Source organism: Cytobacillus sp. FSL K6-0265 (genome assembly GCF_038003465.1).
Taxonomy (GTDB): Bacteria; Bacillota; Bacilli; order Bacillales; family Cytobacillaceae; genus Cytobacillus; species Cytobacillus stercorigallinarum.
Genome location: NZ_JBBOPE010000001.1, coordinates 465,167 through 486,407 on the forward strand (window position 1 = coordinate 465,167; position 21,241 = coordinate 486,407).

General features: G+C 37.0%; 25 protein-coding genes. 24 read left to right on the top strand and 1 reads right to left on the bottom strand.

Annotated elements, in window-relative coordinates; all coding sequences use genetic code 11:
* From MHH73_RS02445 to MHH73_RS02495, 11 genes are all read left to right on the top strand, one after another.
* Window positions 1–582: a cob(I)yrinic acid a,c-diamide adenosyltransferase gene (locus tag MHH73_RS02445; protein ID WP_191813529.1), complete on the top strand. Its 582-nt coding sequence runs from the start codon at window positions 1–3 to the stop codon at window positions 580–582.
* A gap of 3 nt (window positions 583–585) precedes the next feature.
* Entirely contained in the window at window positions 586–1,092 is a 507-nt protein-coding gene (locus MHH73_RS02450) for an ECF transporter S component (RefSeq protein ID WP_341064411.1), read from the top strand.
* Entirely contained in the window at window positions 1,089–1,808 is a 720-nt protein-coding gene (locus tag MHH73_RS02455; protein ID WP_191813524.1) for an ATP-binding protein, read from the top strand. Before MHH73_RS02450 ends, MHH73_RS02455 begins: the two co-directional genes overlap by 4 nt.
* Window positions 1,805–2,410 (top strand): histidine phosphatase family protein, encoded by a 606-nt coding sequence (locus MHH73_RS02460; protein ID WP_341064413.1) that lies wholly within the window; start codon window positions 1,805–1,807, stop codon window positions 2,408–2,410. The genes MHH73_RS02455 and MHH73_RS02460 overlap by 4 nt, the downstream gene beginning before the upstream one ends.
* Window positions 2,411–3,038: 628 nt before the next feature.
* On the top strand, window positions 3,039–4,115 hold the full coding sequence (locus MHH73_RS02465) for a D-alanine--D-alanine ligase (protein ID WP_191813520.1): 1,077 nt from the start codon (window positions 3,039–3,041) through the stop codon (window positions 4,113–4,115).
* A 96-nt stretch (window positions 4,116–4,211) separates the two neighbouring features.
* Window positions 4,212–5,585 carry a UDP-N-acetylmuramoyl-tripeptide--D-alanyl-D-alanine ligase gene (locus tag MHH73_RS02470; protein WP_191813518.1) on the top strand — a complete coding sequence of 458 codons (1,374 nt, stop codon included), beginning with the start codon at window positions 4,212–4,214 and terminating at the stop codon, window positions 5,583–5,585.
* 210 nt (window positions 5,586–5,795) lie between these two features.
* The gene (locus tag MHH73_RS02475) at window positions 5,796–6,482 is read left to right on the top strand and encodes an alpha/beta hydrolase (RefSeq protein WP_191813516.1); all 687 of its coding nucleotides are present in this window, start codon (window positions 5,796–5,798) and stop codon (window positions 6,480–6,482) included.
* Window positions 6,483–6,880: 398 nt separating this feature from the next.
* Window positions 6,881–8,362 (top strand): DEAD/DEAH box helicase, encoded by a 1,482-nt coding sequence (locus MHH73_RS02480; protein WP_341064419.1) that lies wholly within the window; start codon window positions 6,881–6,883, stop codon window positions 8,360–8,362.
* Between the two features lie 383 nt (window positions 8,363–8,745).
* The gene (gene fosM / locus MHH73_RS02485; RefSeq protein WP_341064422.1) at window positions 8,746–9,165 is read left to right on the top strand and encodes a FosM family fosfomycin resistance protein; all 420 of its coding nucleotides are present in this window, start codon (window positions 8,746–8,748) and stop codon (window positions 9,163–9,165) included.
* A 165-nt stretch (window positions 9,166–9,330) separates the two neighbouring features.
* Window positions 9,331–9,810, top strand: coding sequence for a PH domain-containing protein (locus MHH73_RS02490; RefSeq protein WP_191813512.1), 480 nt, complete (start codon window positions 9,331–9,333; stop codon window positions 9,808–9,810).
* On the top strand, window positions 9,803–11,239 hold the full coding sequence (locus MHH73_RS02495; RefSeq protein WP_341064426.1) for a PH domain-containing protein: 1,437 nt from the start codon (window positions 9,803–9,805) through the stop codon (window positions 11,237–11,239). The genes MHH73_RS02490 and MHH73_RS02495 overlap by 8 nt, the downstream gene beginning before the upstream one ends.
* Window positions 11,240–11,293: 54 nt before the next feature.
* Here MHH73_RS02495 and MHH73_RS02500 read toward each other — a convergent pair whose 3' ends face one another.
* On the bottom strand, window positions 11,294–12,019 hold the full coding sequence (locus MHH73_RS02500; RefSeq protein WP_191813508.1) for a rhomboid family intramembrane serine protease: 726 nt from the start codon (window positions 12,017–12,019) through the stop codon (window positions 11,294–11,296).
* Window positions 12,020–12,110: 91 nt separating this feature from the next.
* Between MHH73_RS02500 and acpS the strand changes: the two genes are divergently transcribed.
* From acpS to MHH73_RS02565, 13 genes are all read left to right on the top strand, one after another.
* Complete coding sequence (acpS, locus tag MHH73_RS02505; RefSeq protein ID WP_191813506.1) at window positions 12,111–12,473, top strand: holo-ACP synthase; 363 nt, start codon at window positions 12,111–12,113, stop codon at window positions 12,471–12,473.
* Window positions 12,474–12,674: 201 nt separating this feature from the next.
* On the top strand, window positions 12,675–13,694 hold the full coding sequence (locus MHH73_RS02510) for a LolA family protein (RefSeq protein WP_191813504.1): 1,020 nt from the start codon (window positions 12,675–12,677) through the stop codon (window positions 13,692–13,694).
* A gap of 278 nt (window positions 13,695–13,972) precedes the next feature.
* Window positions 13,973–15,121, top strand: coding sequence for an alanine racemase (gene alr / locus MHH73_RS02515; RefSeq protein ID WP_341064429.1), 1,149 nt, complete (start codon window positions 13,973–13,975; stop codon window positions 15,119–15,121).
* 217 nt (window positions 15,122–15,338) lie between these two features.
* The gene (locus MHH73_RS02520) at window positions 15,339–15,620 is read left to right on the top strand and encodes a CopG family ribbon-helix-helix protein (protein WP_095373546.1); all 282 of its coding nucleotides are present in this window, start codon (window positions 15,339–15,341) and stop codon (window positions 15,618–15,620) included.
* Window positions 15,621–15,624: 4 nt separating this feature from the next.
* A complete protein-coding gene (locus MHH73_RS02525; RefSeq protein ID WP_095370824.1) occupies window positions 15,625–15,975 on the top strand; it encodes a type II toxin-antitoxin system PemK/MazF family toxin in 351 nt (116 codons plus the stop codon).
* 374 nt (window positions 15,976–16,349) lie between these two features.
* On the top strand, window positions 16,350–17,168 hold the full coding sequence (locus MHH73_RS02530; RefSeq protein WP_191813500.1) for an STAS domain-containing protein: 819 nt from the start codon (window positions 16,350–16,352) through the stop codon (window positions 17,166–17,168).
* Between the two features lie 4 nt (window positions 17,169–17,172).
* Complete coding sequence (locus tag MHH73_RS02535; protein ID WP_191813499.1) at window positions 17,173–17,529, top strand: STAS domain-containing protein; 357 nt, start codon at window positions 17,173–17,175, stop codon at window positions 17,527–17,529.
* A gap of 4 nt (window positions 17,530–17,533) precedes the next feature.
* Window positions 17,534–17,935: an anti-sigma regulatory factor gene (locus tag MHH73_RS02540; RefSeq protein ID WP_095370822.1), complete on the top strand. Its 402-nt coding sequence runs from the start codon at window positions 17,534–17,536 to the stop codon at window positions 17,933–17,935.
* 12 nt (window positions 17,936–17,947) lie between these two features.
* Complete coding sequence (locus tag MHH73_RS02545) at window positions 17,948–18,967, top strand: PP2C family protein-serine/threonine phosphatase (RefSeq protein WP_191813497.1); 1,020 nt, start codon at window positions 17,948–17,950, stop codon at window positions 18,965–18,967.
* Window positions 18,968–19,019: 52 nt separating this feature from the next.
* Window positions 19,020–19,352: an anti-sigma factor antagonist gene (locus MHH73_RS02550; RefSeq protein WP_191813495.1), complete on the top strand. Its 333-nt coding sequence runs from the start codon at window positions 19,020–19,022 to the stop codon at window positions 19,350–19,352.
* On the top strand, window positions 19,349–19,822 hold the full coding sequence (rsbW, locus tag MHH73_RS02555) for an anti-sigma B factor RsbW (RefSeq protein ID WP_191813493.1): 474 nt from the start codon (window positions 19,349–19,351) through the stop codon (window positions 19,820–19,822). The genes MHH73_RS02550 and rsbW overlap by 4 nt, the downstream gene beginning before the upstream one ends.
* Window positions 19,800–20,594 carry an RNA polymerase sigma factor SigB gene (gene sigB / locus MHH73_RS02560; RefSeq protein ID WP_191813491.1) on the top strand — a complete coding sequence of 265 codons (795 nt, stop codon included), beginning with the start codon at window positions 19,800–19,802 and terminating at the stop codon, window positions 20,592–20,594. The genes rsbW and sigB overlap by 23 nt, the downstream gene beginning before the upstream one ends.
* On the top strand, window positions 20,591–21,184 hold the full coding sequence (locus MHH73_RS02565; protein ID WP_225230552.1) for a PP2C family serine/threonine-protein phosphatase: 594 nt from the start codon (window positions 20,591–20,593) through the stop codon (window positions 21,182–21,184). Before sigB ends, MHH73_RS02565 begins: the two co-directional genes overlap by 4 nt.
* The last annotated feature ends 57 nt before the right edge of the window (window positions 21,185–21,241 follow it).

Genomic DNA, 21,241 nt, shown 5'->3' on the forward strand with positions numbered 1-21,241 from the left:
ATGAAAATTTATACGAGAACAGGAGATAAAGGAAAAACGAGCATTATTGGCGGCAGAGTAGAAAAGGACGATATACGTGTTGAAGCCTATGGTACAGTTGATGAAGTCAATTGTTTTGTCGGTCAGGCTGTTACGGAGTTGGATCAAGCAAAATTCGCAGACGTCTTGGATGATTTAGAGAAGATACAACATGAACTTTTTGATTGTGGTGGAGACTTAGCAAACGTAACAAAGAAACGTGAGCTGAAGCTAAAACAAGAGTCAATTGATTATTTAGAAGAGAGAATTGATGAGTTTATTGCAGAAGCACCAGCATTAGAACGTTTCATCTTACCAGGTGGTGCCAAGGCATCTGCTTCTATTCACATTGCGAGAACCGTCACAAGAAGGGCAGAAAGATTAGTCGTATCACTTAAGAAAACAGATGATACGGTTCCAGATGTAGCTGTTATGTTTTTAAATCGTTTGTCTGATTACTTTTTTGCATTAGCCCGCGTCATCAACTTTCGCTTAGGGAATCCGGATGTAGAATATGTACGTAGTGCGAAAGTGTTCCGTGGGGGTAAAAGAAAAGGGGAATAACTGATGGGTCTTTTAAAAGGAATAAAAATAACATGGCTAAGTGTTTTTGTTGCCCTATCGGTGATTGGTGCAGCAATTAAGATTCCAGCTGGGATTGTTACTAGTGTGGCACTAGATTCATTTCCCGCGTTGCTCGCTAGTGCCTTATTAGGAGGGCCGGCTGGGGCAATCGTTGGAGGAACAGGTCATTTATTGTCAGCATTATTAGGTGGGTTGCCGATGGGGCCGTTTCATTTGGTAGTAGCGATTGAGATGGCCATTCTAAGTTTTATATTTGCTGTATTTTACCGCAATGGACATAGGTGGGTCGCTTCTATTCTCTTTGTCCTTGGTAACTCGTTTGCAGCCCCACTTCCATTTCTCTTTATTATGGGAGAAGCGTTTTATTTGGCACTCGTTCCGTCGCTTTTAGTAGGTTCTATTTTTAACGTAGCTATTGCACTTATCCTTATTCCAAGATTGGCAAAAGTCATTCAACCAGTAAAAACATCTATGGGACATGCCAAATGAGAGATGTACTAGTGATTCCATATAACAAGGAAGAATCACTTGTCATAGCAAGTGATAATAGTGGCGGTATCGGATTAAAGCATGATGATCATATTAAGGTTTCATATGAGGTTGTGGCTTATTATGCTTTAAGGGTATCGATGATGGAATGTATAGCTATAGGTGCAACGCCCTTAGCGATTATTTTGCAAAATTTTTCTGGAGATCAAGTGTGGCGATCATTAGTGACAGGAATTGAAAAGGGTTTGCTGGAACTAGACATGACAGAATTACCTATAACAGGAAGTACAGAAAGTAATTTTGAGCTCAAGCAATCTGCAACAGCCGTATCTGTTATGGGAAAAATAAATGCGAGTAAAGATATTCATGCGATTGAGTTTAACAAAGAAAATCGGTTAGCGGTTATCGGTAAACCATTAGTAGGAGAAGCGGTCATTAATGATGCGCTCCATATAGCTCCGCTAGCGCTTTGTTCACAACTCGCAAATATGGAAAAAGTGACAGTCATGCCTGTTGGTTCTAAAGGAATATTAGCTGAGTTAAACCAATTATTTAAGGATCGTGTCTTTACCCTAACTGATCTCACTTGTGAATTAGACTTACTTACTTCTTCAGGGCCTGCAACCTGCTTCATTATTAGTTATTTACCTGAAAATGAAGAGAAAATAAAAGAAATGGCTACTGGCTATTTTTATCCTGTAAAGGTGAAGGCATGAGTTTAACTGTTTTTTTTACAAGGCATGGAGAAACGGAATGGAATATAGAGAAGAGAATGCAAGGTCGATTAAATTCTCCTTTAACTAACAAAGGAAAGCAAGATGCCTTAAAACTTGGGCAAAGGTTAGCGCAAACTAAATTTACAAAGGTGTTCTCCTCTCCTAGTGGTCGAGCATTAGAAACGGCACAAATCATTACAGGTGGGGAAGCGATTGTCAAAGATGAGCGATTGATGGAGATAATGCTTGGTGAGTGGCAAGGGAAAACTGAAGAGGAAATTTGGGCGCACGACCCTTTGTTATTTGCGCAATATTGGCAACACCCTCATGAATATGACAACCCATATGGTGAAAGCTTTCAAAATGTGATTGATCGCATGCGTGACTTTCTAGCAGAATTAGCTTTAACGACAAGTGGGAACGTGTTAGTGGTCACTCATGGTGTCGCATTGAGGGCCATTTACTCTATTTGCCGCATGCTGCCAGTTCATCAATTTTGGAACGGCGCACCAGATATTGAGGGAACAAGTTTGACCATCCTTACATATGAATCACAGCAGTTTCAAATTGTGAAAGAAGCATGTACGGCACATTGCCAATAACTGGCGTGCGGGTGCTTCTTTTTACTTTCACAGCAGTCAATGTGGCTAGGTATATGAAGAAAATGTGTAGGTATTTTGACTGACTTTATTCACCTAATGAAATGGTACGATGCTATGATAAATCTTGCCATTTATTTTAGCTAGTATAAAATATATAAATAAGGTAAAATAGGCTGGCAATCATTTGCGCCTATTTAGTGAATGATGCCTAAGAGCGTTATAAAGAAGTTTATACATTATATATAGATAATGATTACAGATATTAATCTTTTTGTAATAGAAAACTAGAGCTTTTGTAACATAATGTTAACAGAGAAGTAAGTGAAAAAAAGTATAATAGTGGTATATCAATAGGGGGATACTTTTCGGGATAATGGGAATTAGGTCTTTATATCCAGGAATGAGTTCATATCAGTGCCATTAATAATCGATATGAGGACAATCTCCAATGACGAGATAACTTTTTAAAGAGATAAATGGCTATTTTTTAATTGAAGTAAGCTCCTTTTTCCATCGTTATACATACATATACTTTTATAGGCATTTATCTTAGTGAAACATTTACTCTCTTATTTTATAAAGTGGTAAAATAAATATAAGTTACTTGTTAAAATTGGAGGTTTTATTGATGACAATCAAGATCGGACTTTTGTACGGTGGGAAATCTGCTGAACATCATGTTTCTATGCAGACAGCGCTTGCGGTGATTAAAGCATTAAACACAAATAAATTTGATATTTACCCTATTTATATTTCCGAAGAAGGTCAATGGATAAAGGGGCAACAAATTACTGGGCCTGTTGAGACAGTGAAAGAATTATCTTTTTCAGAAGGCCAACAGCTTTCACCATTAGCGTTAGCACCAACTCTTTTCGAGTCAGAAGAAAGTCGACCTTTTGATGTGATTTTTCCATTATTGCATGGTCCAAATGGAGAAGATGGAACGGTTCAAGGAATGCTTGAGCTTCTGAATTTACCGTATGTTGGAAATGGTGTCCTTTCTTCTTCAGCAGGAATGGATAAAGTTATTATGAAAAATATCTTTGCTCAAGCTGGATTAACTCAGGTCAATTATGTTTGGTTCCTTCGAGGGGAATGGGAAGCTGCGGAAGAGGATGCTTATCGTCAAGTAGAAGATACGATCGGATACCCGTGCTTTGTAAAGCCTGCAAATTTAGGCTCAAGTGTAGGAATTAGCAAATGTACGAATCGTAGTGAGCTTCATGAGGCATTCGTTGAAGCATTTAAATACGACCGTAAAATTATTATCGAACAAGGTGTAGATGCAAGAGAGATTGAACTAGGTGTAGTAGGAAATGATCACCCCGAATGCTCTGTTGCCGGTGAAATTATTCCGAAAGATAAGAATTTCTACGATTATACAGCAAAATATGAAGATGGGAATACAATCTTAATGATTCCTGCTGATGTCACAAATGCTGAATATAGTGAATTAGAAACGATGGCAATTAAAGCCTTTAAAGCATTAGATTGTTCGGGACTTGTTCGAGCGGATTTCTTCTTAACAAAAGAAGGAAAAGTCTATATAAATGAAGTGAATACAATGCCAGGCTTTACACCATACAGTATGTTCCCATTACTTTGGAAGCATTCAGGTGTAGAATATCCAGCCCTTATTGAGCGTCTTGTTAACTTAGCAATTGAAAGACATCAAGAAAAACAAAAAATTAAGCACACAAAGTAATTGTAGGCGGGACAGTGAAGCTGTAACGGATACAGTTACATAGAAAGATAGGCTTTGCACCCCATAGTGCACCTGTCAAAAAGGAGGCAGGAAAAGTTGATTAAGAGAACCTTGAATGATTTAGCAGAAATGATTCAAATAGAGAATGATCTTTCACCATATGGTAACAAAGAAATTCAAGGTGTAAGTATAAATTCTCGTGAGATTACTCCAGGACAACTATTTATCCCCTTTAAAGGAGAGCGAACAGATGGGCATCGGTACGTGTCGGATGCTATAGAAAAAGGAGCTGCTGCTGCTTTTTGGCAAGAGGATGTACCAAATCCACCGACTCACTTACCCATTATCATCGTTAAAGATACGTTAACTGCATTACAAGAGCTTGCAAGAGCCTATCGTAATCAGCTAAGTATTAAAGTGGTAGGGATTACTGGTAGTAATGGTAAAACGACAACAAAAGATATGATGGCGAATCTTTTAGCAGTGAAATATAAAGTCCAAAAAACAGAAGGCAATTATAATAATCATATTGGTCTTCCGCTTACCATTTTAGCGTTAGAAGAAACAACAGAAGTAGCTGTATTAGAGATGGGTATGAGTGCGAAAGGCGAAATTGACTTTCTAACTAGACTCGCACGCCCTGATGCAACGATTATTACAAATATCGGCGAATCACATCTACAAGATTTAGGTTCAAGAGAAGGAATTGCTGAAGCAAAGCTTGAGATTATAAATGGCTTAAAGCCAGATGGATTGATGGTATACATGGGGGATGAACCCCTTTTAAGGAATTACTTTGATTCATATGAAGGGCAAGCTACGGTTAAGACTTTTGGAAGAACCGAACAAAATGATCTATATCCTGTGAATATCCAACAATTAGACAACGGCAGTAAGTTTCAGGTCAATGCGAGCGAGATAGAATTCACTTTACCTATTTTAGGTATGCATAATGTCTTAAATGCTCTATCAGCTATGATTGTTGCACAACATTTTAATGTGTCATTTGCGGAAATGGAAGCAGGATTAGTGAAAGTGAGACTGACAAATATGAGGATGGAAATACTACAAGGTCAAAATGGCGAGAAAATAATTAATGATGCATACAATGCGAGCCCTACTTCAACGCAAGCTTCAATAGAATTATTAGCGAATTTGCCAGGATATAAGAAGAAAATACTTATTCTTGGTGATATGTTGGAATTGGGGGCAGATGAGGAGAGATTTCATGAAGAAATTGGGCTATCCATCTGTGCGGAAAACATCGATGCCGTCTTTACCTATGGTCGATTAGGACATTTTATTGCAAAAGGAGCAAAGGCAGTATTGTCTGAAGACCGTGTATTTGCTTTTGATGAAAAGGCGCCATTAATTGAAGAACTAAAAAAACATGTCAATGATGAAACCATTGTACTCGTTAAGGCTTCTAGAGGAATGAAGTTAGAAGAAGTCGTTGAGGGATTACAATAATACTATACTAAAATTCAAAAAACCTTATTGTTTCACATGGAACATAAGGTTTTTTCTATCCATTGAATTATATTATAATAATGAACTCTTTTTCGCATTGTAAGGATTTAATTTAACTTATTGAGGGTACAAATAAATAGATGTTTTCTTATGTTAAATTTGAAAAGTTGGTAAGAAGCCTGATAAATTTTCCATTGGCGGTGTAAAAAGATGATTGGATGTTTATGCATACATGGATTTACAGGTGCGCCTTATGAAGTCGCCCCATTGGCGAATTATATAAAGGAACATACAGATTGGGAAATAGTTGTTCCTACATTACCTGGTCATGGTGAAAGGCAGTCCTTAAAGGGAATTGTTTTTCAAAAATGGATCAATCATGCAGAGGAAGAATTAAAAAACTTACTAGAAAAATGTGAAGTAGTTTATATTATTGGATTCTCCATGGGAGGCATGATTGCTAGTGAATTAGCGGTAAAATATCCGGTAGCGAAACTGGTTTTACTAAGTGCAGCTGCCTACTATTTGAATCCAAGACAAATTTTCCTTGATATTAAAGGGCTATTAAGAGAAAGTCTCCAAGGGACAAGAATAACGCAAAATCCATTATTTATACATTACAAACAAAAGATCAGCTCCACTCCGATTGCTGCAGCGAGGCAGTTCCAAAAGTTAGTAGCGACGGTTCGTCCGCATTTAAAAGAAGTGAAGGTGCCAACTTTCATCGCTCAAGGAGAAGATGATGGTATCGTTCCTGTTCGCAGTGCGGATTATCTTTACAAACACATCACCTCAGAACAGAAACACAAAATGATTATTAAGCGGTCAAAACATCTAATTTGTCATTGTGATGAAAGTGAGAAACTGTTTAAAGAAGTGCTTCAATTTCTTTCATAACATCTGATTATTTTTACTCTCCTGTCATACTATGTCCTGCTAAAGCATTGCAAATCATGCGTTGAGATGGTAATATATACAACAAAGTGTCAACAGGAACTCCATTGAAACCCGGACATACTCCATTGGTAGGAGAATGTCTTTTTTCATTACATGTCTGAATAAACATTTCTATTTGTAATTGTTCGTTAGATTTAGGATGCGGAAGTCATCATACATTTATATTTTATACAAATAAGCATAGCACAATTAATGCATTGGTAATAAATTCTCCCTCATCCTCCTCTATAGTGGGTTTCTCTTAAATCGTTGTCATCATAACAACTTTCATTGGGGAAATTTCCTGCCTACTTGATGAAATAAAATATTTTTCAAAGAACAGAAGGAGATTGAATACATTGACTAAGTTTCAAGATTTGGGTATTAGCCCTGAAACAATGAAGTCTCTTAAAAGAATGGGGTTTGAAGAGGCAACTCCGATTCAAGCAGAGACGATTCCTTTAAGCTTACAGAATAAGGACTTAATTGGACAAGCACAAACAGGTACAGGTAAAACAGCCGCTTTTGGTATTCCTATGATTGACCATATTGACTATAATGAAGGTTTTATTCAAGGTTTAGTCATCGCACCGACTAGAGAATTAGCCATTCAAGTGTCAGAGGAATTATACAAACTAGGTTTTGGGAAAAGAACGAGAGTGTTATCGATTTATGGTGGTCAAGATATTAATCGCCAAATACGTGCTTTAAAAAATCGCCCTCATATTATTGTCGGTACACCTGGAAGAATTCTTGATCATATTAATCGAAAAACAATTAAACTTGATCATGTTAAAAAAGTAATTTTAGATGAAGCAGATGAAATGTTAAATATGGGCTTTATTGATGATATTGAAAAAATCTTATCAAGTGTCCCAGAAGAAAAGCATACTCTACTCTTCTCTGCGACGATGCCACCAGCCATTCAACGTATTGCTGAACGGTTTATGAAAGAGCCACAAATCGTTCGAGTGAAAGCGAAGGAAATGACTGTACCACTCATCGAGCAATATTATATTGAAGTACAAGAGAAAACTAAATTTGATGTGTTAACAAGACTGCTTGATATTCAATCACCTGAACTTGCAATTGTTTTCGGACGTACGAAAAGAAGGGTGGATGAACTTTCTGAAGCCTTAAGTTTAAGAGGTTACAATGCAGAAGGAATACATGGCGACTTGAGCCAGGCTAAACGTATGTCTGTCCTTCGTAAATTTAAAGAAAGATCGATTGATGTCCTTGTCGCAACAGATGTAGCAGCTCGTGGATTAGATATTTCTGGTGTTACACATGTATATAACTTTGATATACCACAAGATCCAGAAAGTTATGTTCACCGTATTGGTCGAACAGGTCGTGCGGGTAAAGAAGGAATGGCCATGACATTTATTAACCCGCGTGAGAAATCATACTTACGTATCGTTGAAAAAACAACGAAAAAGAAAATGGAAAGAATGGCTGCTCCGACGTTAGATCAAGCACTAGAGGGGCAACAGAAAGCTGTTGCTGAAAAAGTTGAGCAAATCATTGAGGATAATCATCTTCAATATTATCAACAATCTGCACAACAATTACTTGAACAACATGACGCAACAACAGTTGTTCAAGCATTGTTGAAGCTCATGATCAAAGAACCGGACACGACTCCAGTAAAATTAACGGAAGAGAAACCTTTACCAGCTAAACGAGACAGAAGATCAACCGATAGAAATAAACGTCCTAGAGGTGGATATAGCCCGAAAGGAAGACAAAGTAATTCCTATCGCTCCCGTGATGGTAAACCTTCAGGTAAAAGGAATTATCAAGGAAATAAGAAAACAAATGCAAATAGCTATAGATAACATTTAGGGAGAACCGAGCATTGAAATGAGATGCTCGGTTCTTTGTGTTATTAAGTAGAATCTCCTAAAAACTAAGAACTCAAAGTATGAGGAGAATAAAAAAGGAATTTAAAATGCCTACATATAAGAAGGTTCAAAATCTAAACGTTAAGCTATTCATTCATTTTTATTTGGAGTTCAAAGTAAATACGGCTTGCACTCCCGCTGACTTTTGTCCATAAACATGACTTGCGAAAAAACAACCTGCCAACCCCACTCATAAGAGCGCAAGTCATGAACATGAATCTCCACATATATTTTTAACTATAGTATTTGCTCCTGCTTCAGTATAATGAATAGGATGCATATAAATTTATTGAAAACAAGATGAGGTGAGTGCCAGTATGATTAAAGGTTTGAACCATATGTTATTTTCTGTTTCTGATTTAGATCGTTCTATTGCTTTTTATGAAAAGGTATTTGCAGCTAAATTGCTTGTAAAGGGGAGAACGACAGCTTATTTTGATTGTCAAGGCATGTGGATAGCCCTTAATGAAGAAAGAGATATACCTCGTAATGAAATTACCGAATCTTATACTCATATTGCGTTTTCTATTGATGAAGATGATTTTGAAAGTTGTTATCAACGATTACAAGACTTAAAAGTGAATATCTTATCTGGTCGCAAAAGGGACGAAAAAGATAAGCGTTCAATATATTTTACTGATCCAGATGGACATAAATTTGAGTTTCATACGGGGACATTACAAGATCGATTAGCTTACTACCGACAAGATAAAGATCATATGACATTTTATAAGTAAATAAATTAGGTAGGTAACTTCACTCCGATTGAAACCTTTTCCTTAGACTATCGTATAGAAATAATAAATAAGAATGAAAAAAATATCCAAGTTTTTACTGAGACATAGTGTGGCTTTCATGTATACTATAGTTGATGAAAAAGGAATTTTAGGGGGTTTACATATATGTTATCAAAGCCGCAAAAGCGTATTTCTAAACGGGGTCTGACTGTTTGGAAAATATCTGGTGCACTACATTCCCTTATCCCATTTGTATTGGCAATTGGCGCTATCGTTTTAACATTTATTTTTGATTGGCAGATGTGGATAATTGGTGTTGCATTAATTATATTTGCTCTTTATGCCTATTTAGCGATTAAAGTTTTTCCCACTGTGAGGTGGAAAAGATGGCGTTATGAAGTGAGAGAGAATGAAATAGAACTACAGCATGGAATATTTATCATCAAACGTACACTCGTCCCAATGATCAGGGTGCAGCATGTAGATACTCACCAAGGACCAATTCTACGAAAATATAAACTAGCTACTGTGACGGTTTCAACTGCGGCAACTGTCCATGAGATACCTGCTTTAGATTTAGAAGAAGCAGAAGAACTGCGGTTTTTTATATCTAACTTAGCAAGGGTGGCTGTAGATGATGTCTGAGCCGAGAAGACTTCATTTTATTGCAGCCGTATCAAATGTACTGAAAACATTAAAGGACTCCATTATTCCGATTTTAATTATTGTCGTATTTGGTAATAGCGAAGGAAAGATTCAGCTTTTTATTACGTTAGGTATTATCGCTCTTATACTTGTATCTGGTATCCTTACTTGGCTCCGTTTTACTTATAGAATAGAAGAGGGAGAATTACGAATCGAATCAGGGTTAATTATTCGGAAAAAAAGATATATACCCTTCGAACGAATTCAAAGTCTTGATTTATCTGAAGGTATTTTACAAAGACCTTTTGGTTTAGTGAAAATGACCATTGAAACAGCTGGTTCAGGAATAGAGGCAGAAGCGATATTGACTGCCATATCTAAAAATGAGGCGCAGCAAATTCAAGAGATTCTATCGCAATCTAAAAAGGCACATATAGAGTTAGATGAGCAAATCGAAACAGAACAAAAAGAGGAACAAATACTTTATCAAATTAAACCAGGTGAGTTGATTTTACTTTCTTCGACCTCTGGGGGAGTAGGTGTTGTGATATCAGCCGTTTTTGCCTTTTTATCCCAATTTGCTGAAGTGATTCCTTATGAGAAGGTATTTGACGAATTGAGTGTCTTTATTACGGGCGGTGTGATGCTCATCAGTTTAATGGTTTTCCTTGGTTTCGTTCTTGCCTGGCTCATTGCTCTCATTGGATCAGTGTTAAAGTATGCTAATTTTACAGTGAGAAAAGTGGGAGATGAATTAATTATTACACGCGGTTTACTAGAGAAGAAACAACTAACGATTCCCCTACATCGTATTCAAGCATTAAGGATAAATGAGAATCCAGTTCGCCAAGCGATTGGCTATGCATCTGTTTACATTGAGAGTGCAGGTGGGTCCTTGAAAGATGCGGATAGCTCAAAAGTGATGCTTTTACCTATTATTAAGCGAAACCGGATTCGCGAGAAGATTGAAACTGGACTAAAAGATTACCAATTGACAGATATGTTCGTTCCAGCACCAAAAAGGGCTTTAAGAAGATACATATTCAGAGGGTTGTTTTTCTCTATTCCAGTGGCAGCTATCCTTCTTTATTTATTCCCTGTGTGGGGGTTATTTAGTTTAGTTTTCGTTGGATTGATACTTATTTTATCTTATTATCGTTATAAAGCGGCTGGTTGGACGATTTTAGAAAATCAACTCGTTCTTCGTTCACGATTTATTTCTAAAACAACTGTTTATTTGAGGAAGAATCGAACACAATCAATAACAATGAAAGAAACCTATTTTCAGAAGAAAAATCAGTTAGCTACCATTTCTGCTAAGGCTATGTCTGGTTCTGGTGCGACTGGTGGAGATGTAGTTGACCTAGAAGTAGATGATGTATTATCTATTTACAAATGGTATTCATATACTCCTGAGAATAGTGATTGAAACAGCAAATCCGAACATTTATGTTCGGATTTGCTGTCTGTATGCACGATTTCGTTAACGTGATAAAAGGCCAATAATTGCTAGAAGAATAATGCCCCCAAAGATTAGAATGGTTGATAGAGGAACGCCTTTTAATTTTCTAGCTGAAGACTTCCATTGGCTTGGCGGTCTCGTTGCATGATAGCCATCTTTTAATCTCGTCTTAATCATTGCTGATCCAGTGAGGAAACCTGCTAATAGACCAAATAAATGGGCAATCACATTTACATTCGCTTGCAAGAAGGTCATAATCACACCAATCACTGTGATGGCAAGAATGAGTTGTGTATTTTGCTGTGAAAGTAAATCTCTGCGGTACACAATAATAGCAATAAAGAAACCGAAGATACCATAAATCGCTCCGCTCGCTCCAACGTGAATATATGTTAACGGTTCAAGGATGAGTGTTGCGATATTAGCGCCAATACCAGCTAGGAAGTAAACAAGGAGGAAACGCCCCTTGCCAATTGCTCTCTCAAGTGGTGGTCCAAATAAAACAAGTGAGAAGCAATTAAATAAAAGATGAGCAAATCCGCTATGCATGAAAATAGGTGTAAAAAGTCTCCATATTTCTCCTTGCATAATATAAATATTAATACCTGCAAAATGCGCCATTAACCAATTAGTTGGAAGGATGGGCAAGACAGTAAGTAAATACAACACAATATTAATTGCGATAATAGAAGTAACGATGGGATAGAAGCGAATAAATTCTCTAAAGCTTTCTGTCCTGATAAACAATAATTGACTCCTCCTAAAATGTTCTCATACATTAAATATACTATAGTTTGTTTTATGCAGCATTTATTTTATTTAGAAGAGGGTGATTAGAATGATTAAAGGCATTGGCATCGATATAATTGAATTAAAGAGAGTGAAACAATTAGTAGAAAGAAAAGAACGGTTTGCAGAACGTATTTTAACAACAAACGAAAAACAGAAATATGAGACACTAACGGGGCATAGAAAAATAGAGTTTTTAGCAGGGAGATTTGCTGCGAAAGAAGCTTTTGCTAAAGCGAAAGGAACAGGTATCGGACAATCACTTTCATTTCTAGATATTGAAACAGCTAACCATATGACCGGACAACCGATTATTGTTCGACCGGTTGAAGGCTGTCATGTACACTTATCTATTTCCCATAGTAAAGAGTATGCCGTTGCTCAAGTGATAATTGAAGAAGACTCGTATTAATAGGAAAGAAAGGTTAGTTGTTTATAGCTACTATTCCTTCAAACCAAATAAACCCTAGACTCCAAAAAAATATTCTTAATCGATGAGAACGTCTGGAATAATCTTTGAGGTTGTCTCATATATTCAATAGTGCAATGGAGGAGACAAGGCCACGGAAGCGTTTGACTGCACTGTTGATTATAAGACAAAGGGGTTGAAGGAATGAAAAAGAAGTTTTTCTGGCTACTCATGGGACTGGCCATAACTGTCACACTAGCTGCATGTGGGACAAAATCCCAGGAGGATGTGACAAAAGATTTAACGAGCAAAATAGAATCATTAAAAAGCTATAAGGCGGAAGCGAAAATGACGCTGCAAACAGGTTCCGAGCCGCAATCCTATGATATAGAAATATGGCATAAGAACCCGGAATTTTATCGTGTGGCACTTAAAAATACTGAAAAAGATCAAAGTCAAATGATCTTAAAGAACAAAGAAGGTGTGTTTGTTCTTACGCCAGCTTTGAATAAAAGTTTTCGTTTCCAAAGTGACTGGCCAAACAATAGTAGTCAAGCGTACCTTTATGAGTCATTGATTGAAGATATTCAAAATGATAAGGAAGCGAAATTTAAAGCAACTGAAGATCATTATGTTTATGAAACAAAAACGAGTTATCAAAACAATCAAATGCTACCTCTACAAGAGATTACCTTAAATAAATCGGATTTATCGCCAGTTAGTGTGAAGGTGATGGATGCAGAAAGAACACCAGTAGTGACGGTAGATTTCTCCAATGTGAAATTTAATGAAGAGCTAGATAATAAAGATTTCGATACGAAGAAAAATATGACAGGTGCACAGCTAGAATTCCCAGTAATGGCTGAAGTGGCAGAGGAAGAAGATTTCACTGTCTTCTATCCAGAATCGCTTCCTGAAGTTGAACTTGTTTCTGAAAAAGAAGTAGAAACAGAAGAAGGTAAACGTGTCGTTCTAACCTATGAAGGTGAAGAAAAATCATTCACAATGATTCAAGAGAAGGCTGTTATTGTTCAAACTTCTGGTGGCGAAGAGGAGATGATGAATGGTGACCCTGTTGACCTTGGCTTCACTGTAGGAGCAGTGTCAGATAATATGGTTTCCTGGACGCAAAATGGCGTGGATTATATGATTGCATCGAATAACTTATCGAAAGAAGAAATGATCCAAATTGCACAGTCTGTACAAGGGGAAGTTGTAAAATAAATATAGTTAAGATAAACCCGAGGTAGATTCCTCGGGTTTCTTTCCGATGGTTGCCGTTTATAGCTTCATAGGGGTTTTTTTGCGAAAATAAACTACATATATCTAGAGTATTTGGTAATACATAGTAACGTCTGCTTGCATGTTTAATATACTTCTTAAATTTGTCCTACGCTGCTTTTCTTGTGGTAGATAGAAGAAGAAAGTTTATCTTTTCTGTTATACGTTAATGTGACATAATCAAAAGATAGAAGGAAAAGTATAAAGGGGAAGTGGACGGTATGAATCAACAGGTCCCATATTTTCGTGATACTTGGGCAGAGATAAATTTGGATTATATCACATATAATGTAGAGTCAATGATTAAGCATATTGGTGAAGAAACAGAATTGTTTGCTGTTGTGAAGGCAAATGCATATGGCCATGGAGATATTGAGGTAGCCAAGACAGCTCTAAAGGCAGGTGCTACTTACTTAGCGGTGGCGACTTTAGATGAGGCATTTGCTCTTAGGAATAAAGGGATTGACGCGCCGATATTAGTGTTAGGACTAACACGGCCAGAGGACGCTGGGCTAGCTGAACAAGCAGCAATTACTTTAACGGTTTGCCAAGCCGAGTGGTTGAAGAAAGCTTCATCATTCATCAATAAAGGACTAAAAGTTCATGTAAAGATGGACTCGGGGATGGGCAGATTAGGAATTAAATCAAAAGAAGAATGGAGAATATTTCAATACCAACTACAGCAAGGAAAATTCCATGTTGAAGGAGTTTTCACGCATTTTGCGACAGCAGATGAACTTGAGGCAGCCTATTTTAATGAACAGTTAAGCACTTTTAATGAAATGATAAGCTGGATGGATGAGAAACCAAGATATATTCATGCAAGTAATAGTGCAGCTGGCATGAGGCATCTTGAGGCGAAATTCAATGCCGTAAGATTTGGGATTTCAATGTATGGTCTGTCACCATCTTCCGAAATTAAAAATCATTTACCTTTTACCTTAAAAGAAGCGTTTTCACTTCATACGAAAATTGTTCATGTGAAAAAATTGCTACCGGGCGAGAAGGTGAGTTACGGAGCAACGTACGAAGCGGAAACAGAAGAATTAATTGGTACATTGCCAATCGGTTATGCTGACGGGTGGATTAGAAAGTTAGGCACACAAGAGGTTCTAGTGAATGGAAGAAGAGTAAGGATTGTCGGAAGAATTTGTATGGATCAATGTATGATTCGTATTAGTGAAGAAGATCAAATAGGAGATGTCGTTACGTTAATTGGGAGGCAAAATGATCAAACCATCTCTGTAGATGATATAGCTAACACACTTGAAACAATTAATTACGAAGTAACTTGTCAAATGGGTGCGCGCATACCAAGAATATATATTCAGGATAAAGCAAAAATTTCTGTAAGAAATGGGATTCTTTAATGCATATCAATGCAGATGTTGGTAGATAATAGTTATTAATCATTTGGGAAATTATCACTGAAATTCCTAGGAAGACATTGAAAGAAAATGCAACTGTTTTTATGGATAATTTCTTACTAAATTAAAAATCCCCTTTGCAGCCTAAGAGAATAATGGTAATATGAAAATTGGTAGATATAAAAAATATGGTGTGTAGTGATGGTGGAGGTGTATGTTTGTGTCTGAATCCAGCGCAACAACAGAAATTGTGGTGAAACTGCCGCAACATCTATTAACGGAATTAGATGGTTATGCGAAGCAAGAAAACGTGAACAGAAGTGAGTTTATTTATCAAGCAACGAAAATGTATTTGCGTGAACGAAAGAAAAGACATATTCGTGAGTCCATGAGACGTGGTTACATGGAGATGGCAAAATTAAACTTGACGATAGCATCTGAAGCATTTCAAGCGGAATACGAGGCAGAAAACGCAGTTGAACGTCTTGTAAGCGGAGGCTGATCCTTTGATTGTTAAACGTGGTGACGTTTATTTTGCAGACCTATCCCCAGTTGTTGGCTCAGAACAAGGCGGTGTCCGTCCAGTACTTGTTATACAAAACGACATCGGGAATCGGTTTAGTCCCACAGTAATCATCGCAGCAATTACCGCTCAGATTCAAAAAGCAAAGCTGCCTACTCACGTTGAAATTGATGCGAAGCGATATGCTTTTGAAAGAGATTCAGTAATATTGTTGGAACAAATCCGTACAATTGATAAGCAGAGATTAACCGATAAAATCACCCATCTTGATGACGAAATGATGGATAAGGTGAACGAAGCCTTACAAGTCAGTTTAGGTCTTATAGAATTTTAGAAAACGCTCAAAAGTTGGGGCGTTTTTTTATATGCCGCAAATCTAAAACAAATCCATTGACCGGGCTTATTAATATATGTAATACACTTATTGATACGGGCTTAAACTTTAAATCCTCCTATTTTATATTATTAGATCATTCTGAACAAAAAGAAATAAAAAGAATGAAAGTTTTAGGTTTGATTAAAAGCATAAAAGGGTACACACTTAATTTGGATATATTGTTAAAGACGTTTCAAATAGAAAGCGTTATAATACAAGACAATAGTAGATATTTACTGATTTTTTTACAAACATGTAGATTTTTTTACAATCAATGAAATAAGGAAAAACTAACCAATAGATGTGCTAGTATAGGAGGTAAAGGAAGACAAATGACTTTGAATTATATTCAAAACAATAAAGATAATATTTTTAAAGAATGGTTGGACCGATTGAAGGAGGATTCAGACGAAACAATTACCAATGTCATCCTCGATCAAAATTTCGAAACATATGGAAGAGAGTTAGTGGAGCTCGCTATTTTAAAAATTTCTGGAAAACAGGACGAGTATGAACGTCAATCAGAGAATTTTTCCGATAGAATGGTGAACTTAGGCTGGCCACTACGTTTTGTCGTAAATGCGCTAGATATATTTGGCGATGTTGTATTCGATGAAATGGTCAAAGATAAATATATCCGTCAAGAAAATGAATTGAAAGTGATGCATGATTTGAATCATTGGTTAAAAGCCATGAATAGTGAAATCATTAATGATTACACCGATTCTTGGGAAAGAACGATAGCGAATCAAAAAATTGCTTTGCAGGAACTATCGGCGCCTTTAATTCCTGTATTTGAGGGTATTACAGTTATGCCTTTAATTGGGATGATTGATACAGAACGAGCGAAGCAAATTATGGAAAACCTTCTTCAAGGTGTAGTAAAACATCGTTCAGAAGTTGTCTTGATTGATATTACAGGTGTCCCTGTTGTTGATACAATGGTTGCTCATCATATTATCCAAGCTGCAGATGCAGTCCATTTAGTAGGAGCCAAATGCATGCTTGTAGGTATTCGTTCGGAAATCGCGCAGACGATTGTGAGCCTTGGTATCGACTTAAACCGAATTATTACAAAAAATACAATGAAATCTGGCGTAGAAGCAGCATTGGAAATGACTAAACGTAAAATTGTGCCATTGGAGGGGTGACGTTTTGAGAATTCCGATTTTAAAACTACATGATTGTTTACTCGTTTCAATTCAATGGGAACTAGATGACCACACGGCACTTCAATTCCAAGAAGACTTATTAAAGAAAATACACAATACGAGTGCAAATGGTGTTGTAATCGATTTAACATCTATCGATTTTATTGATTCTTTTATCGCTAAAGTATTAGGTGATGTGATTGAAATGTCCCATTTAATGGGTGCTAAAGTTGTCATTACAGGCATTCAACCAGCAGTAGCAATTACGTTAACTGAATTAGGAATCGGTCTGAATAATGTATTGACCGCCCTTGATTTAGAAAAAGGTTTGGAGAAATTACATCAGGAATTGGGGGAATAGCCGAATGGACAACCAATCCTGCGTTAAAATAATCAATGAATGGGATATCGTCTCAGCGCGTCAGCTAGGTAGGAATGTGGCAAAAGAGCTGGGCTTTGGGACGGTTGACCAAGCAAGAATTACAACAGCAATAAGTGAACTTGCGAGAAACATATTCTTATATGCAGGTCAAGGTCAAATTTGTATAGAAAAGCTCTATGAAAATGGCAAAACGGGACTGAGGTTATTATCGATTGATAGTGGTCCAGGGATTAAAGATTTGCGCCAAGTAATGGAGGATGGATATTCAACATCGGGCGGCCTAGGAGCAGGTCTTCCAGGGGTAAAAAGACTGATGGATGATTTTCAAATAGATTCAAGCCCGGGTGAAGGTACAGATATAAGGGCGATTAAATGGCTCCGTTAGGGGGAACTTGAGATGGATTTCAGACAGAAATTGGAGTCCAAATATAGAGAGATATTAACGAATTATTTAGCTGACCGTTCAGAGCAGGCATTATATCAAGGACAAAAGTTAAGTAGGAATGCAATTGAACGGAACATTCCTCCAGAGGAAATTGTCAGCATCCATAGAAATATTATGGCTGAGATGTTTCCAGAAAAATTTAACGATAAAATGCAGGAGTCTTTTGATATACTGCTTGAAGTGATGGTGGCATATGGTTTTGCTTACCGCGAACACCAAAATTTAAAGCATATTCAACAGGAATTAAGAACCGAAATGGAAATCGCGGCTAATGTGCAGAAAACTTTGCTGGGGACAGAGGTGCCATGTAAAAAAGGCATGGATATTGGAGCAATCAGCGTCCCAGCAAAACATATGAACGGTGATTATTTTAATTTTGTTGAGGATGAAAATAATAGTGTAAGTATCGCAATAGCTGATGTTATTGGGAAAGGGTTACCAGCGGCCCTTTGTATGTCTATGATTAAATATGCTATGGACAGTTTACCAGAAAATCGTAAAACACCCACTTTGGTGTTGGAGAATTTAAATCGTGTTGTGGAACAAAATGTGGATTTAACGATGTTTATTACGATGTTTTATGGCACATACCATATCGATGATCATATCTTTTCCTATGCTTCTGCTGGGCATGAACCAGGCTTATTTTATCACGCGGAAACACAGACATTTTCTGAGTTGCCTGCAAAGGGTTTATTATTAGGCATTGAAAAGAATACCAAATATAGAAAATACGAAAAAGAAGTTATGCCTGGGGATATGATTATTTTGATGTCTGATGGCGTAACTGAATCAAGAACAAAAGAAGGCTTTATTGAACGGGAAGAATTACTAGCCTTAATTGAGAAAAACATACACTTAAAAGCACAAAATATTGTACAAAATGTATATAAGGAACTTGAAAAATTACAAGATTTCCAATTAAGGGATGATTTTACTTTAATTATATTAAGAAGAAATGTTTTAAGCTAAAATTAAAGGGTATATAAGGAGTAACCAGTTATTCCTAAAAGGTGGGCAAAATATGAACATTAATATAGATGTAAATCATAATGAAAATATTACTGAGGTAACTGTAGGTGGAGAGATTGATGTGTACACTGCACCAGAATTAAAGAAAGAACTGATTCCGCTTTCTGAGAAAGATAATGTGGAGATGATTGTTGATCTTTCAGGTGTATCTTATATGGATAGCACCGGCTTAGGTGTTTTTGTAGGACTTTTTAAAAATGTACGTGCGCATGATGGTCAATTTAAAATCATTGGGCTTTCAAGTCGTTTGAAAAGGCTATTCGAAATTACTGGTCTTGCTGATATTATTGATATCAGCACCAAAATGGAAGGTGAAAAAAAATGACCGAGTCGTACGACTACATTGAGATGAAAATCCCATCGAAGCCGGAATACGTCGGTATTATTAGATTAACCTTATCTGGTATTGCCAGTAGAATGGGATTTAACTATGACGAAATTGAAGACTTGAAGATTGCAACGAGTGAAGCTTGTACAAATGCTGTGCAGCATGCATACAAAAACAACGAAAATGGTGAAGTGCTTGTAGGATTCGGCCTTTATAAAAATAAACTAGAAGTCATGGTTGCGGATGAAGGTGAAAGCTTGGACTTTCAACAGGCAAGAGACAATGCAGGGCCATATCAAGCAAATGATTCGGTTGAATTTTTACGAGAAGGAGGATTAGGCCTTTACCTAATAGAAACATTAATGGATGAAGTGAAAATTCATCATCAAAAAGGTGTGACAGTCTTCATGACTAAATACCTAGAAGGAGAGCAGGTGGAGAGTGATGCAGAAGCAATCTCAACCTAAACAACGAACAAAAGAAGAGATTAATGATCTTATACAGCAATATCAATTACATCAGGACGAAGATGCACAGGAACAACTTGTTGAACAGTATTACAAATTGGTTGAGTCCATCGCAAGGAAATACTCTAAAGGTAGACCTTATCACGAAGATATTGTTCAAGTAGGTGTGATTGGGTTACTTGGCGCGATTCGTAGATATGATGCCTCTTTTGGCAAAACGTTTGAAGCATTTGCGATTCCGACAATTATCGGTGAGATTAAACGTTTTCTGCGTGATAAGACGTGGAGTGTGCATGTACCGAGACGAATAAAAGAATTAGGCCCAAAGATTAAAGCTACGGCGGAAGAATTAACAACTGCGCTGCAAAGGTCGCCTAAGGTAGAAGAAATTGCTGATGCGCTAGAAGTTACAGAAGAAGAAGTGTTAGAAGCTATGGAGATGGGCAAAAGTTATCAGGCGTTATCAGTTGACCATTCCATTGAAGCCGATTCTGATGGCGGTACGGTTACACTCCTGGATATTGTCGGCAATGTGGATGATGGCTATGAAAAAGTCAACCAAATGCTCGTACTAGAAAAAGTGTTGCACGTTTTATCAGATCGAGAGAAACAAGTGATCCAGTACACATTCCTAGAAAATCTGAGTCAAAAGGAAACAGGAGAAAGACTGGATATTTCCCAAATGCATGTATCAAGGCTGCAAAGAAAAGCCATTAAAAAATTGCAAGAAGCCATCCATGCAGAAAATGAAGGTTCGGAGTATATTCTATGATGAATGATCCACATCAAATGGACGTCATTACCGATCAGCTTGCTAAACGTGGTCAGTCCGTTTGTGGTGATTCCTATTATTATCACACAACTGATGATTATTTTATTTGTGTATTAGCTGATGGGTTAGGCAGTGGAGAATATGCAAATGAAGCTTCATCTGCTGTTGTCAATACCGTTAAAGAAAATCACGATTTAGATATTTCAACCATTATGGATTTAAGTAATCAGTCACTTTTACATAAAAGAGGCGCTGCAGTAGGTGTGATCAAGATTAATTTTAACACGAAAGAATTAGCCTACTGTTGTACTGGAAATATTCGTTTTTTCTTTTATGGAGATACTGAGAAACTCATTTATCCTCTGCCAACAACGGGTTATTTGTCAGGCAAGCGTCAAGCATTTAAGATTCACCGGTTTGATTATACAAAGGGAATTAAATTCTTGATGTTTTCAGATGGATACCCAATTTCTGGTATTAAAAAACTGATGAATAAATATTTATCAATAGAAGCAACTGCGAAGTTAATTAAGGCGCAGAACATGAATCTTATAGACGATGCAACATTTATCATCGGAAGCTTGCAATGATTGTTTCAATCAGCAAGCTTTTTGTTTTGTTCTTTTATGTTCTACATAAAACACGAA